The organism is Collinsella sp. LCP19S3_C9 (assembly GCF_052121575.1).
GTDB lineage: Bacteria > Actinomycetota > Coriobacteriia > Coriobacteriales > Coriobacteriaceae > Collinsella.
On the sequence record NZ_JBQKDZ010000003.1, the window covers coordinates 18,409 to 31,926 of the forward strand.

At 61.9% G+C, this 13,518-nt stretch carries 11 protein-coding genes and 1 tRNA gene; 9 read left to right on the forward strand and 3 right to left on the reverse strand.

All coding sequences use genetic code 11. From position 1 onward, the window contains the following. Positions 1-2 precede the first annotated feature (2 nt). The 9 genes from der to ACTQXI_RS02080 all read left to right on the forward strand — a co-directional run bounded on the left by der (position 3) and on the right by ACTQXI_RS02080 (position 7,801). Positions 3-1,337 (forward strand): ribosome biogenesis GTPase Der, encoded by a 1,335-nt coding sequence (der, locus tag ACTQXI_RS02040; RefSeq protein WP_427748050.1) that lies wholly within the window; start codon positions 3-5, stop codon positions 1,335-1,337. Further along, positions 1,330-2,013 (forward strand): glycerol-3-phosphate 1-O-acyltransferase PlsY, encoded by a 684-nt coding sequence (gene plsY, locus ACTQXI_RS02045; RefSeq protein WP_441548227.1) that lies wholly within the window; start codon positions 1,330-1,332, stop codon positions 2,011-2,013. Before der ends, plsY begins: the two co-directional genes overlap by 8 nt. 9 nt (positions 2,014-2,022) lie before the next feature. Continuing rightward, positions 2,023-3,030: an NAD(P)H-dependent glycerol-3-phosphate dehydrogenase gene (locus ACTQXI_RS02050; protein ID WP_441548228.1), complete on the forward strand. Its 1,008-nt coding sequence runs from the start codon at positions 2,023-2,025 to the stop codon at positions 3,028-3,030. A gap of 18 nt (positions 3,031-3,048) precedes the next feature. Continuing rightward, entirely contained in the window at positions 3,049-3,720 is a 672-nt protein-coding gene (gene rpe, locus ACTQXI_RS02055; RefSeq protein WP_441030938.1) for a ribulose-phosphate 3-epimerase, read from the forward strand. A 6-nt stretch (positions 3,721-3,726) separates the two neighbouring features. Continuing rightward, positions 3,727-4,905, forward strand: a complete 1,179-nt coding sequence (locus ACTQXI_RS02060) for a cysteine desulfurase family protein (protein ID WP_441548229.1) — start codon at positions 3,727-3,729, stop codon at positions 4,903-4,905. Next, positions 4,902-5,711, forward strand: coding sequence for a Nif3-like dinuclear metal center hexameric protein (locus ACTQXI_RS02065; protein WP_441548230.1), 810 nt, complete (start codon positions 4,902-4,904; stop codon positions 5,709-5,711). The genes ACTQXI_RS02060 and ACTQXI_RS02065 overlap by 4 nt, the downstream gene beginning before the upstream one ends. Beyond that, the gene (locus ACTQXI_RS02070) at positions 5,708-6,427 is read left to right on the forward strand and encodes a zinc ribbon domain-containing protein (protein ID WP_441548231.1); all 720 of its coding nucleotides are present in this window, start codon (positions 5,708-5,710) and stop codon (positions 6,425-6,427) included. Before ACTQXI_RS02065 ends, ACTQXI_RS02070 begins: the two co-directional genes overlap by 4 nt. A 2-nt stretch (positions 6,428-6,429) precedes the next feature. Beyond that, the gene (gene coaBC, locus ACTQXI_RS02075; RefSeq protein ID WP_441548232.1) at positions 6,430-7,644 is read left to right on the forward strand and encodes a bifunctional phosphopantothenoylcysteine decarboxylase/phosphopantothenate--cysteine ligase CoaBC; all 1,215 of its coding nucleotides are present in this window, start codon (positions 6,430-6,432) and stop codon (positions 7,642-7,644) included. Positions 7,645-7,724: 80 nt separating this feature from the next. After that, a tRNA-Pro gene (locus tag ACTQXI_RS02080) sits at positions 7,725-7,801 on the forward strand. An 851-nt stretch (positions 7,802-8,652) separates the two neighbouring features. Here ACTQXI_RS02080 and ACTQXI_RS02085 read toward each other — a convergent pair. The 3 genes from ACTQXI_RS02085 to ACTQXI_RS02095 form a co-directional block, all read right to left on the reverse strand. Next, positions 8,653-10,674 carry a gamma-glutamylcyclotransferase family protein gene (locus ACTQXI_RS02085; RefSeq protein WP_441548233.1) on the reverse strand — a complete coding sequence of 674 codons (2,022 nt, stop codon included), beginning with the start codon at positions 10,672-10,674 and terminating at the stop codon, positions 8,653-8,655. Between the two features lie 349 nt (positions 10,675-11,023). Next, complete coding sequence (locus tag ACTQXI_RS02090) at positions 11,024-11,989, reverse strand: hypothetical protein (protein WP_441548234.1); 966 nt, start codon at positions 11,987-11,989, stop codon at positions 11,024-11,026. A 685-nt stretch (positions 11,990-12,674) separates the two neighbouring features. After that, on the reverse strand, positions 12,675-13,466 hold the full coding sequence (locus ACTQXI_RS02095; RefSeq protein ID WP_154516391.1) for a 7beta-hydroxysteroid dehydrogenase: 792 nt from the start codon (positions 13,464-13,466) through the stop codon (positions 12,675-12,677). Positions 13,467-13,518: the final 52 nt, after the last annotated feature.

Genomic DNA, 13,518 nt, shown 5'->3' on the forward strand with positions numbered 1-13,518 from the left:
AGATGAAACCTATCGTCGCCGTCGTCGGACGCCCCAACGTGGGCAAGTCCACGCTCGTTAACCGCCTGGCCCAGACCTCGGACGCCATCGTCCATGAGTCCCGCGGCGTAACGCGCGACCGCTCCTACCACACGGCCGATTGGAACGGCCGCGAGTTCACCATCGTCGACACGGGTGGCATCGAGCCGCTCAAGAGCGATGACGTCTTTGCCACGTCCATCCGCGACCAGGCCCTCGCCGCCGCCGAGGAAGCCGCTGTCATCCTGTTTGTGGTCGACGGCCGCACCGGCGTCACCGAGGAGGACGAGTCGGTCGCCCGCATGCTCAAGCGCTGCGACAAGCCGGTCTTTTTGCTGGTGAACAAGCTCGACAACCCCGATCGCGAAAACGACAGCATCTGGGAGTTTTATTCGCTCGGCATCGGCGAGCCAACGCCGCTCTCGGCCCTGCACGGCCACGGCACGGGCGACCTGCTCGACGACATCGTTGCCCTGTTGCCCGAGGAGGAGGACGAGGTCGCCGACGAGTTCCCCGACGCGCTAAACGTCGCCATCATCGGCCGCCCCAACGCCGGTAAGTCCTCGCTGTTCAACCGCATCCTGGGCGCCGACCGCTCTATCGTGTCAAACATTGCCGGCACGACGCGCGACGCCATCGACACCGTAGTGGAGCGCAACGGCAAGCACTACCGCATGGTCGACACCGCGGGTATTCGCAAGAAGAGCACCGTGTACGAGAACATCGAGTACTACTCCATGGTCCGCGGCCTGCGCGCCATCGACCGTGCTGACGTGGCACTGCTCGTCGTCGACGCCTCCGTGGGCGTTACCGAGCAGGACCAGAAGGTCATGGGCTTGGCCATCGAACGCGGCTGCGCCATCGTCGTTCTGCTCAACAAGTGGGATCTGCTCGACGACGACCGCAAGCGCGAGGCCTGCATGGAGACCGTCGACCGCCGTCTGGGCGTCATGGCTCCCTGGGCCCAGTACCTGCGCATCTCGGCCCTGACCGGCCGCAGCGTCGAGAAGATCTGGGCGATGGTCGACGCCGCCGAGAAGACGCGATCGCAAAAGATCACCACCTCGCGCCTCAACACCTTCCTTACCGACCTACGCGAGTTTGGCCACACCGTGGTGGACGGCAAGCGCCGCCTGCGCATGCACTACGTGACCCAGACGGGCGTCAACCCGCCGACGTTTACGTTCTTCGTCAACCATAGCGACCTTGTCAACGACACCTACCAGCGCTATGTGGAGAACCGTATGCGCTCGACCTTCGACTTTTCCGGCACGCCCATTCGACTCTTCTTTAGGAAGAAGGAGCAAAAGGATGCATAATCCGATTCTGCTGACCGCCATCTGCGCCGTGGTCTCGTTCTTTATCGGAGCGATTCCGTTTGGCCTGATCCTGGGCCGTGTGTTCAACCACACGGATATTCGCAAGGCGGGCTCCGGCAACATCGGCACCACCAACGCCCTGCGCGTAGCCGGCCCCAAGGTCGCCGCGCTCACGCTGCTGCTCGACTGCTTGAAGGGCGCCATCTGCGTCCTTATCGCGCGTCCGCTCATCGCGAGCGTGGGCTATGGCTTCCCGGTGAGCATCATGGCTCCCGGTGCCGCCGGCGACTGGATGCTCGGTGTCATTTGCCTGGCTGCCGTGTGGGGACACATCTTCTCGCCCTACCTCAACTTCCGTGGCGGCAAGGGCATCGCCGTGGGGCTGGGCGTCATACTGGCCTGGTACTGGCCCATCGGACTTTCGCTTCTGGGCATGTTTGTCGTGGCCGTCGCCATCACCAAGTATGTGTCGGTGGGCTCGCTTGCCGCGGCCATCGGTCTTCCCATCGCCGCCTGCGCGGTCTTTCCGTACAGCAGCCTGGGCCTCAAGTTTTGCATGGCGATGATCGGCATCACCGTGGTGTGGGCTCATCGCGCGAACATCAAAAAGCTCATGACGGGTAAGGAATCCAAGCTCTCGTTTACCAAGCGCGTCACCGAGCCCGACGATAAGTAGGAGAGCGTCATGAATGTTGCGCTGATTGGCTCCGGCTCCTGGGGAACCGCCGTCGCCGGCCTTGCCGCCGCGCGAGCCGAGCGCGTGACCATGTGGGCCCACAGCGAGCAGACGGCCGCCGGTATTAACGGCGAGCACCGCAACCCGCGCTATCTGGTGGACTACGTGCTGCCGGAAAACGTTGTCGCCACGACGGACCTGGCCCAGGCGCTCGACGGTGCCGATGCGATCATCTTTGCCGTGCCTTCGACGCACCTGCGTGGCGTCTGCCACCAGGCGGCACCCTTTATCGCCGCCGACACCTCGGTGCTCTGCCTTACCAAGGGCATTGAGCCCGAGTCCGGCATGCTCATGAGCGAGGTCATCGCCAGCGAGATCGGCAACGAGGCACGTGTGGCGGCGCTCTCGGGCCCCAACCATGCCGAGGAGATATGCCGCGGCGGACTTTCCGCCGCCGTCATCGCCAGCAAAGACTCGCAGGTAGGGGAGACCTTTAAGGACCTGCTCCTATCCACGGCCTTCCGCATCTATCTGTCGCAGGACATGACCGGCGTCGAGGTTTGCGGCGCCATGAAAAACGTCATCGCCATCGTGTGCGGTATTTCCGCCGGTACCGGCGCGGGCGACAACACGCTCGCCCTTATCATGACGCGCGGCCTGGCAGAGATCAGCCGACTGGTGCATGCCCGCGGCGGCCAGGCCATGACGTGCATGGGTCTTGCCGGCATGGGTGACCTTATTGCCACCTGCACCTCCGAGCATTCGCGCAACCGCACCTTCGGCTACGAGTTTGCCCACGGCGTATCGCTCGACGAGTACCAGGCGCGCACGCATATGGTGGTCGAGGGCGCCGTCGCCGCCCGCAGCGTGAGCGAGCTCGCCCGTTCGCTGGGCGTAGACATTCCGCTCACCTTTGCCGTGGAGCAAACGCTCTACAACGGTGTTACTTTGGATAGGGCGCTCGAGATCCTTACCGACCGCGTCCCCTCTCAAGAGTTCTACGGACTCACCGACTAGCGCAGAAAGGCTACTACCATGGGTTCCATCAAAATCGCTCCGTCCGTCCTTTCGGCTGACATGGCCAACCTCAAGGGCGAGCTCGACAAGATCGCCGGTGCCGACTATGTGCACTTCGACGTCATGGACGGTCACTTTACCGGCAACCTCACCTTTGGCGTCGAAATCCTCAAGGCCGTCAAGCGCTCCACCAAGGTGCCGGTCGACGCGCACCTGATGGTGTCGAACCCCGACGAGACCGTCGATTGGTATGCCGACGCCGGCGCCGATATGATCACCGTGCACTACGAGGCCTCCACGCACCTGCACCGCACGCTCACGCATCTGCAGCAGCGCGGCGTCAAGGCCGGCGTGGTGCTCAACCCCGCCACGCCCGTCTGCGTGCTCGAGAGCATCATCGAGGTCGTCGACATGGTGCTGCTCATGAGCGTGAACCCCGGCTTTGGCGGCCAGAGCTTTATCCCGGGCACGCTGCATAAGCTCCACGAGCTCAAGGCCATGTGCGAACGCCACGGTGTGTCGCCCATGATCGAGGTCGACGGCGGCATCTCTTCCAAAAACATCGCCGAGGTCGTCAAGGCCGGTGCCGATGTCCTGGTAGCCGGCTCCGCCGTATTTAAGTCCGAAGATCCCGCCGCCGAGGTTGCACTGCTGCAGAAGCTGGGCAACGAGGCCGCACAGGAGGCATAAACCCTTATGACCGCAGGTCAAAACCGCATACCCGTGAATCTTGACTATGCCGCCTCGACGCCCATGCGCGCCGAGGCGCTCCTTGCGCAGCGCGAGTACGACGAAAGCGAGCTTGCAGGCGTCAACCCCAACTCGCTGCACTCGCTCGGCCGCAAGGCTGCCGCACGTCTGGAGGTTGCACGCCGCGAGATCGCCCGCAGCTTTGGCGCGCGCGTTCGCCCGTCCGAGATCATCCTAACCAACGGCGGTACCGAGGCCAACCAGCTGGCGCTCCTCGGACTTGCCGAGGGTGCTCGTCAGCGCGATCGTAAGCGCAGCCGTGTGATCGTGTCTGCGATCGAGCACGATTCGATTCTGGACAACCTACCGCTGCTGCGAGCCGCGGGCTTTACCGTCGACCTGGTGCAGCCCTGCCGTGCGGGCTACATCGAGCCTGCCGCGCTGAGCGACTTGTTGGGCGACGACGTCGCGCTCGTGAGCATCATGGCCGCCAACAACGAGACCGGTGTGGTACAGCCCATCCGCGAGCTTGCCGCGGCTGCGCATACCGCGGGCGCCCTGTTCCACACCGATGCCATCCAGGGCTATCTGCATATTCCGCTCGATGTGACCGAGCTGGGCGTCGATGCCATGACCGTTGCAGCACACAAGATTGGCGGTCCTGTGGCATCCGGCGCGCTCTACGTTAAGACCCGCACGCCGCTGCGCCCTCGCATCTTTGGCGGAGGACAGGAAGCCGGACGTCGTGCCGGCACGCAGGACCTGCGCACGCAGCTGGCCTTTGCCGCTGCCGCCTCGTCTCTGGCGCCCCATGTGGCTCAGGAGCGCGAGAAGCTGCAAGCCCTTTCCGACAAGCTCTACGCCACGCTTACGGCCCATCCACGCATTCACGCCACCATGGGCGACTACACGCAGGCCGACCGTCTGCCCGGCATGGTATCGATCTATATTGACGGCATGGACTCCGAGGAGCTCATCATCAAGCTCGACGCCGCCGGCTTTGAGGTTTCGGCCGGATCGGCTTGCTCGAGCGGCAGCATGGACCCGAGCCACGTGCTCAGCGCCATGGGCATTGGTCGCGAGCAGGCGCTGGGCGCGCTGCGCATCTCCTTCGATGACCGCGTGAATCCAAGCGATCTGGACGACTTTGCCCAGACGCTGCTCTCGATTGTAGGTGCCGCATGATCGTCGCCGAGCTCGAGCGCGCCCTTCTGGCACGCTATCCCAAGACGGACGCCGAGCCCTGGGACCACGTAGGCCTATCCGTTGGCGACCCTGACGACGAGATCCGCGGCGTTGCCTGCGCGCTTGACGCTACCAGGGACAACGTGCAGCGCGCCTTGAAAGCCGGAGCCAACGTGTTGCTCACGCATCATCCCGTCTATATCAACGCGCCCGAGTCTTTTTGCCCGCCCAGCGCAACGCGCCCCCAGTGCAGCGCGGCGCTCTACGAGGCGGCCCGCTGCGGGGTGAGCATTATCTCGCTCCACACCAACCTGGACCGCTCGCACGAGGCACGTACCTGTCTATGCAAGCTGCTGAACGCCGTACCCGATAGCTCGCTGGAGCACGTGGACGACCCCGAGTCGACCGGCCTGGGCGCACTTGCAACGCTCAACGACCCGTGCACGCTGCGCGATCTTGCCGCCCGTGCTGCCACGGCCTTTGGCAGCGACCCACGCGTATGGGGCGATGCCGAGCGCCCGTGCCGCACCGTCGCCATTCTGGGCGGCTCCCTCGGCGACTTTGGCGAGCTTGCCATCGCCGCCGGTGCGGATGTCATCGTGACGGGCGAGGCAGGCTATCACGTGGCGCAAGATCTTGCCTTGCGCGGGCTGAGCGTGATCTTGCTCGGCCACGACCGCTCCGAGGAGCCGTTCGTGGATATCTTGATGAACTCTGCGGTTGACGCCGGGGTCGACCCCCGTCATGCGATTAAAATACTGAACCCTTGCCAATGGTGGACTGTGACAAAAGGAGAGAACTTATGAGCGCCGGCGCTACGCTACTCAAGCTGCAACAGATCGATTTGGAGCTCGCCCGCAACAAGAGCGAACTTGCCAATATGCCGGAGCTCAAGGAGCTCGCCTCAAAGCGCAAAACCTATGTAAAGCTTAAGTCCGAAATGACCAAGCTCTATGCTCAGCGCAAGGACCTCGACATTGAGCTGGACGATCTCAACACCACCGAGATCCAGACCAACAACGCCATCGAGGCCGCCAAGAAACGCCACTTCGACGGCTCTGACTACCGCGAGGTCCAGGATCTGGAAAACGAGCTCGCCACCCTGGCCAAGCGTCTGGACAAGATTGAGCACACCCGCAAGGATGTCGTTGTCGCCCACAAGGAGGCGCTCGACCGTGAGGCTCGCGCGCAGGCCATCATCGCCAAATTCGAGGAGGGCGTGAAGGCCGACACCAAGGCCGCCCGTGCCAAGGCCGCCGACCTGCAGACTCAGATTGATGCCGCCACCAAGGAGCGCACCGCGCTCGCCGCCACGCTGCCGACCGACGTGCTCACCGACTACGAGCGTCTGCTCAAGCAGTTCCGTGGCCTGGCCGTCGAGACCATCAAGGGCAACATCCCCACGGTCTGCCACACCGCGCTGCAGGCGTCGTCCATGAGCGACCTCAACCACGACGGTAGTGAGATTACGCACTGCCCGTACTGCCACCGCCTGCTCGTGCTCCCCAACAAGGAAGCCTAACAATGACGACGGCACCCGACAATTCAATGCAACTTGAGGGAAAAACGATCCTGTTGGGCATTACCGGCGGGATCGCCGCCTATAAGTCGTGCAATATCGTGCGCCTGCTGCAAAAGCGCGGCGCCCGCGTCAAGGTCGTTATGAGCGAGCATGCCACGGAGTTTGTGGGCCCGCTCACCTTTCGCGCGCTCACGGGCGAGCCGGTCGCCGTGGGTCTGTTCGACGACCCCTCCGACCCCATCCACCATATCTCGCTGGCGCAGGAGCCCGACTTGGTGGTCGTGGCGCCCGCGACGGCCAATATCATCGCCAAGATGGTCAACGGCATCGCCGATGACCTCATCTCCACTACGCTGCTTGCCACGCCGCGTCCTATCGTGGTCGCGCCGGCCATGAACAATGGCATGTGGAAGGCGCCGGCCACGCAGGCCAACATGACCACGCTGCGCGAGCGCGGCGTTCACGTTGTGGGTCCGGGTAGCGGCTACCTTGCCTGCGGCGATGTGGACACGGGACGCATGAGCGAGCCAGAGGACATCGTCGAGGCCGTCTGCAAGCTGCTCGACCCCGCCCCTCAGGACCTTGTGGGCAAGCGCATCGTGATCACCGCCGGCCCCACGCACGAGCCGATCGACCCCGTGCGCTTCATTGGCAACCGTTCATCGGGCAAGATGGGTATCGCCCTGGCGGGGGAGGCCGCGCGCCGCGGTGCCGCCGTCACGCTCGTGCTGGGACCGACATCGCTCGACGTTCCCCGCGGTGTAGCGTGCGTGCGCGTACAAACCGCCGCGGAAATGCTCCAGGCTGCGCTGAGCGCCTTCCAGACGGCCGACGCGGCCATTTGTGCCGCCGCCGTCGCCGACTACACGCCTGCGGCCCCGGCGGACCATAAACTCAAAAAGGCCAACGAGCGCCTGGATCGAATTGAGCTCGTCGAGACCGTTGACATCCTGGCCGAACTCTCACGCCAAAAGGGCGATCGCCGTGTGATCGGCTTTGCGGCCGAGACCGATAACGTCGTGGAGTACGCGCAGCGCAAACTCGTGCGCAAGGGTTGCGATGCCATTATCGCCAACGATGTCTCGCGCGCCGATTCGGGCTTTGGGACCGATACCAACAAGGCCTGGATAGTGAGTACAGCGGGCACGCAAGAACTTCCCGTACTAACAAAACCCCAGCTCGCAGATACAATTTTAGACTTGCTTCAAAATTTGTAAAAAAGTTCTTGCACAAGGACAAAGTTTCGGGTTACTATACTCCCTGTTGCAAGCGAGAGCAGAGCAACAAACAAAAGCTTCGGGACGTGGCGCAGCTTGGTAGCGCACTTGACTGGGGGTCAAGGGGTCGCTGGTTCGAATCCAGTCGTCCCGACCAGAAGTTTGCAGGTCAGGCACCTAGTGCCTGACCTTTTTTTATCAGGAATCATCAGGGAATCACCGGCTGTTTTTTAGCCAATAAAGACACGCCCTTCTACCTGCACTTTTGTAGAATCTCGGTTTTAATGGATCCCCCCTTCACTTTCTTTCCATATTTGTTGAATTCACTGATTCGTTTTGATTCCACATTTGTAGTCTATCTAGCCTAAATTTTTCTACATACGCGAAAATCACCTACCTGTGCCTAGCTACTGCGGCTACGACATCCAAGCCAACTGTCCCGCCCTGCTTCACTAATTCCCCGCACGTTCGCACGGAACACCGACACCGCCCAAGGGCCGCGATACTTTTTCGATTTCTTTCGGCAGCGAGAGGAAGGCTTCCGTGCCTGCCGAAACAAGGCACTGCGCTCCAAAAAGCTAACGCCGCGGGTATTAAGCCGACACCGCTACGGTGCCACCGGCCATCGCTGCGGGCACCTGCGGCGTAATCGCCCCAGAGTCCGCCATCTGGGCCGCCATGCCGGCGAAGTCCTAGGCGACGGCGTGAGCGTGCGGCTCAGGGCGGCGTTCGCGCCGTCATTCTCGTGCGACCTCAAGAGAGTGCGTCGGCGCGGGCTCGACTAGGGCGAGCTCGCCACCGTCATCGACTTCATCGTCGAGAACGCCCCGAAGCGCTGGAGGAACTTCATAGACGCCGCATGCGCACGCTCAAGGGCGCATTGAGGGGCAGGGCTGAGGGCTTGAGGATCGGGGCTTGGGACTAGAAGGGGGCTCGGAAGTCGCGGGTCAGGATTCGAACATCGACCCACGCGCTTGGCGATTCTTACCAGTTCAGACGGCTTGCAGGCTATTCGCGCTGCGGGAGAGACTCGCACCACTGCAGCAATGCGCTCAACATAGCGGGCTTGTCTTGCACGAACTGTTCACGCCTCACACCGCGGCGCGGCTCAAAGCGAATGACGTAACCCCTGTTGTCCAGGTACACGTCATAGCTTTCGGGGGCGCCGGGCAGGTTCAGCGCTACATGGCGCGTGCTGCGAATGCGTTGCGGCGCCTCCGTAAGAGACTCGTTGGGCAGCTGACCGCCGCATATCTCTTCTAGTGCGCGGAAGCGGCGTCCGAAGCTCAGGTAACCGTGGCAACCGCTGTCTGCATGCCCGGCACAGCAGAACTGCGTTTTATAACCCTTATCGTTCAGTATGCGCACATGGGGCTGCAGCTCGTGGTCGATCGCTACCAGGTGATCAGGGCGCTTGCCGCATTCGCATTCGCTCAAGGGCTTAAAGCACTTCGGGCACACGAACAGCATGCACTTCATGGTTTGCTCGGACGTGAGCTCTGTGATGCCCAGGGCTGCGATTTCTGCCGCAGGGGCTTCGGGCTGCACGCAGGGGCATCCGCTTGCACGCAGAATGGCGTCGATGCACGCCACGGTGGCGCGCTCCATTTCCAGAGCGATGGCTTCGTCGCGCATTGCGCCAAACGCCTCGATGTCTTTCGTAACTGCAGAAAGCGGGGTTCGCTGAGAGATGTACACGAATGCGTTCTCTTCCCTCGCAGTGGGTTCGCCCTCAATCTTCACCGTAACGCCGGCTTTTGCATAGGTGCCGTACTGCACGCCGTTCGCTTTGTCCAGCGCCTGGACCTCACCCCGCGTGAGACCATGCCACAGCACGCCTTCCACAAACGACTCATCCTTGCGCGTGATGGTGGGACGGCCCTTCGCGTCGCACGCCAGCGTGTAGCCATAGAGCTTCGCCTTGACTGCATAAACGTGGTGGCCGCTCTCAAGTTTTTTAGCAATGCGGTCATGGCTGATGTCAAAGCCATATGCAAAGTACGGAGTTTCCGCATGCACGCGGGTGCCTACGACGTGTTCGCGCGCGTCGAACGCCGGGCCAGAGGGGCGATTAAAGTTGTGCACGTCAAACTCAGGCAGGCTGTTGCACCAGTCGAGCAGGGTGCGCAGCAGGGCTTTGCGCTGCCTTTCGAACTCATCCAGCGTAAGGGAGTAGCTAAGGTCTGCCCGCAGCGCGGGGTCGCTGCTGCGCACCGCGCGGAACCCTTCGGGGACGTCGATCTTGTAACCGAACTCGCCTGGGGTCTTGATTGACAAGTAGATGCGGTGAGACCCGCAGAAGGTGGCCTCACTCGCTTCCATCACCTGGTAGCGCTTAGAGCGCAGGATGCGTCCATGCTGCTGAAGGCCACGGGGGAAACGGCGTGCGTAGTAACCGGTGTAACGGCATGTGCAATCGGCGATCTGGTGACCTTCACCGCACACGAAGTCGGCGTATTCGCGTGCAGCGGGGAGGTCGATCTTGGCTGCGCCATACGCCGCCGACTCTTCTTGCGCGCGCAAGCGGTCCAGGCTGTCGGCGCGCATGTCGGACATCTGCGCCAAGGTTGCCTCATCAAGCTGCATCACGCGGCCGGCTTCGACCACGCGGTCGATGTAATCGTACTTTTCGGTGTACCTGCGCAGCGGGGTGCGCTCAGAGATGTAGACCATCGCCTCAAGGGTTGCGGGAACCACATCGCCTTCGCGCCCAACGGTCACCGTTTCCTTGCGGTAACAACCAGATGCAATGCCTTCGTAGCGGTCGAGAGACGCCACGTGAGAGCTATCGAGCGCCCACAGCGCGCCTTGCACATGCGACCCCTCGCGCTTGGTGATGGTGAGGTATCCGGCGGTGTCGAACGCCAGTTCATAGCCGTTCAGGGTCGCTTGGCCCAGCAGCACCGCGCCGGGGCAGCGGGTTTCAACTTGATGGATATCAAGGTTGCTACCGTACGCGAAGTTGATGATCGAGGGTGCAGTCTCGGGGTGACGGGCTGAGGCGTTGTTGCGCTTCTCGTTGTACTTCATGGTTCACGCCTTTCGGTGTTGTGATGGGCTTCGGTCGCTCGAGCTGATTGCAGCATACAGTCTGAAGCCGAAAAGGCGTGAAAACCTGAGATTGTCATTTTAAGAAATAGAACGAAAAGGACGGCCATGCACGAAATCGCGCAGGCAGAAAGCGCTGTTCGAGGCGCATCCTGCGAAAGGATACCCGTTCAGAAGGGTTGTTGCCAGTTTTTATCGATTCGATTTTTTACGAGCGCACGAAGAGGTTGCGTTTAGAAAAACGCAAGGGCGGCTGTTTCGCCTGTAAGCAAACATGAAATCGGCCGCAGCAGCACCGCCTGGGAGGGCGGGCGAGGGGCTTGGCCGCAACTTAATTCCCGGATGCGGCCACCACGCTAAATACTTGAGAATCGTCGACCGCCCAGTATCTGCCATCCAAAAGTTTAAACACGATATAGCTGCCGTCTTTGCTTATTTCGGCGGCGTTTACGCATTTCTGAAGATCGGCGTGGTGCGCGAAGCAGCCGACGAGCACATCTCCATTTACAAGCCCGACTTTAAGATTGAGACCCATCTTCTCATACATAACGATACGATCCGAATCGTCCACGCCCTTGCTTGAGTCGAAGTCGGGCCTTAGCCCAGCGAGGCGAACCCCTCGCTCATCCAACGCTTTGTCGATTCCGCCCTTGGCGTAGTCGCTCAGCTGGGAATAGATTCTGCCAGCGAGATCATCGGCCAAGACGCGCTCTGGGTCCCCGCCTGACCGTTCCGCTCGAAACTCGCCTAATGCCGACAGCATCAGGTACACCTCATGCAATCGCAGCGGCAGGAAGATCGGGTGAGCCGTCGACTTCAGGCCGCCGCGGCTTGTCGGCTCGGCCTTGATGTAGGAGTCGCCAAAACGCACGCCGCCTGCCAGGGCGCTCAGGCGTTTTTGCACCGCCGTGCGCGAGCAGCCCAGGTACGCGGCGATCGCTTGCTGGGTCATTCCCTTATGCGCCGCTTTGAGCAGCATGAGATTTGCCTCGTCCGTGCCTATGAACGATTTGTCCAAGTTGTAGTGGCGCTTTTTTGGGGCGCCGCCGATCTCGTTGCCCTTTTCGAACAGCTCGTGCACGCTCAGGAACAATTCATGGCGGCCGTTGCTTTGGGGGCCTTCCTCTGAGTTGGCATAATCTGCCAGCGCCTTGCAAAACGAGCGATAGTTTTCGTCGGTGACGAAAATGGGCCACTGCATGTTGTGAAAGCGTGTGCCTTCACGTGTGTCGGCGAATTTCGCATACGCAGACTCAGGATCGCAACCGACCCTTTCCGCAATTTCCGCAACTCTCATGCCAATCCCTTCCGCAACCCAATCACACGCACGAAAAACCTATCAAGCCAGAAGATTGATGTGGCAAAAAAGAAGAAGAGGCATTACACCCCTCCTTCTGGACAGCCTGCACCCCGGTTCCCTGCCTGCCAGTTCGCCCCCCGAAACCCTCGGGGCGCTGTGGGGTCGAACCCCTCCGCATGGAAAATTCTATCGCGGCCATGCCCGCTATGCGTGTCACGCACACCACGCCAAACGTCAGGTTTACCAGCCGGGACTGAGCCCTCTTTCGAGAGCAGGGTTATATTAGCATCTATAAACTCGAAAACCCTGCCGCATTTGAGGAGTACCAAGAAAAAGGTCTACACCTTGAATATCAACCTCATCCGAACACCTCCCGCATTCATCCGAACAAGTACGGATGAATGCGGGAATCCGATACCCTGAGGGCCGGATCGGCCGAGCCACTGGGCACAAGCGGGACACGGTCCAGAGGATGCCGGGGCGCGGGGTCCCGTGCGGGGAGATCGCGAGGGAGCCGGGCAGGTCGCCCTCGACGATGAGCGCAGAGATACCGTCGCGCCCACCCACGAAAAGAGGGTTCCCTCGCAGGCGCCGCATCCGCACGCCCCCGCAAAGAAACCCTCGCACTCGCATCTCTACCTGCGAACCCGCACGTGCCCTCGCGCACGCGCCGCGGCAGCCACTAGTCGCGGTAGAACGAGCCCATGTAGCGGATGTACTCGTCCTCGGTGTGGTTGGCCTTCCAGTCGTGGACGGAGTCCTTGTTGCGCTGGCCGGCGATGACGGAGAGCTCCTTACCCAGCTTCTCAAAGGCCTCGTCGACGCACTCCTCGGGGGTGAGGGCGATCTTCATGACGGCCTCGCCCTGCGGGCCGCCGGGGAGGTTGGACAGCAGGCTGGGGGTTAGGGTGGTGCCGAGGGTGATGACCTCGACGTCGACACCGGTGCCCTCGCACTCGCAGGCCACGGCCTCGGTCATCTTGAGGATGAAGGCCTTGCCCGCGCCGTACTGGCCGTTCCAGGGGCTGGAGCTGATGCCGGTCATCGACGAGACGTTGATCACGGCGCCGCGGTCCTGGGCGGCAAAGATCCGCATGTAGTGGTGGAAGCACTTGAGGAAGGTCACGACGTTGACGTTGATCATGGCCTCGTGCTTCTCCCAGGGAGTGTCCTGGATCTTGCCGAAGCTGTGCAGGCAGGCCACGTAGCTCATGAAGCCCATGTCCAGGCCCTCGGTCGCGGCGAAGACGGTCTCGGCAGCGTCGGGCTGGCTAAAGTCGGCGCGCACGACCTTGGTCTCCACGCCGTAGGTCTCACGGATCTCGCCGGCGAGCACGTTCAGCTTCTCCTCGCGACGGCCGACCATGACGACATTCATGCCGCCGGCGGCGATCTTCTCGCAGAACGCCTTGCCGACGCCCTCGGTCGCGCCCAGGATCAGGCCCCACTCACCGTACTTTTCCCTCAGGTTCATACTGCATCCTCTCTCTCGATGCCCATGCGGGCACCTCTCCTTTAGCGTGCGG

Excerpts from the sequence above, each read along its gene's own strand:
- ACTQXI_RS02070 (WP_441548231.1), top strand. The coding sequence starts at position 5,708 with ATGAGCGCCGGCGCTACGCTACTCAAGCTGCAACAGATCGATTTGGAG.
- rpe (WP_441030938.1), top strand. The coding sequence starts at position 3,049 with ATGGGTTCCATCAAAATCGCTCCGTCCGTCCTTTCGGCTGACATGGCC.
- ACTQXI_RS02060 (WP_441548229.1), top strand. The coding sequence starts at position 3,727 with ATGACCGCAGGTCAAAACCGCATACCCGTGAATCTTGACTATGCCGCC.
- ACTQXI_RS02050 (WP_441548228.1), top strand. The coding sequence starts at position 2,023 with ATGAATGTTGCGCTGATTGGCTCCGGCTCCTGGGGAACCGCCGTCGCC.
- plsY (WP_441548227.1), top strand. The coding sequence starts at position 1,330 with ATGCATAATCCGATTCTGCTGACCGCCATCTGCGCCGTGGTCTCGTTC.
- der (WP_427748050.1), top strand. The coding sequence starts at position 3 with ATGAAACCTATCGTCGCCGTCGTCGGACGCCCCAACGTGGGCAAGTCC.
- ACTQXI_RS02090 (WP_441548234.1), bottom strand. The coding sequence starts at position 11,989 with ATGAGAGTTGCGGAAATTGCGGAAAGGGTCGGTTGCGATCCTGAGTCT.
- coaBC (WP_441548232.1), top strand. The coding sequence starts at position 6,430 with ATGACGACGGCACCCGACAATTCAATGCAACTTGAGGGAAAAACGATC.
- ACTQXI_RS02065 (WP_441548230.1), top strand. The coding sequence starts at position 4,902 with ATGATCGTCGCCGAGCTCGAGCGCGCCCTTCTGGCACGCTATCCCAAG.
- ACTQXI_RS02095 (WP_154516391.1), bottom strand. The coding sequence starts at position 13,466 with ATGAACCTGAGGGAAAAGTACGGTGAGTGGGGCCTGATCCTGGGCGCG.
- ACTQXI_RS02085 (WP_441548233.1), bottom strand. The coding sequence starts at position 10,674 with ATGAAGTACAACGAGAAGCGCAACAACGCCTCAGCCCGTCACCCCGAG.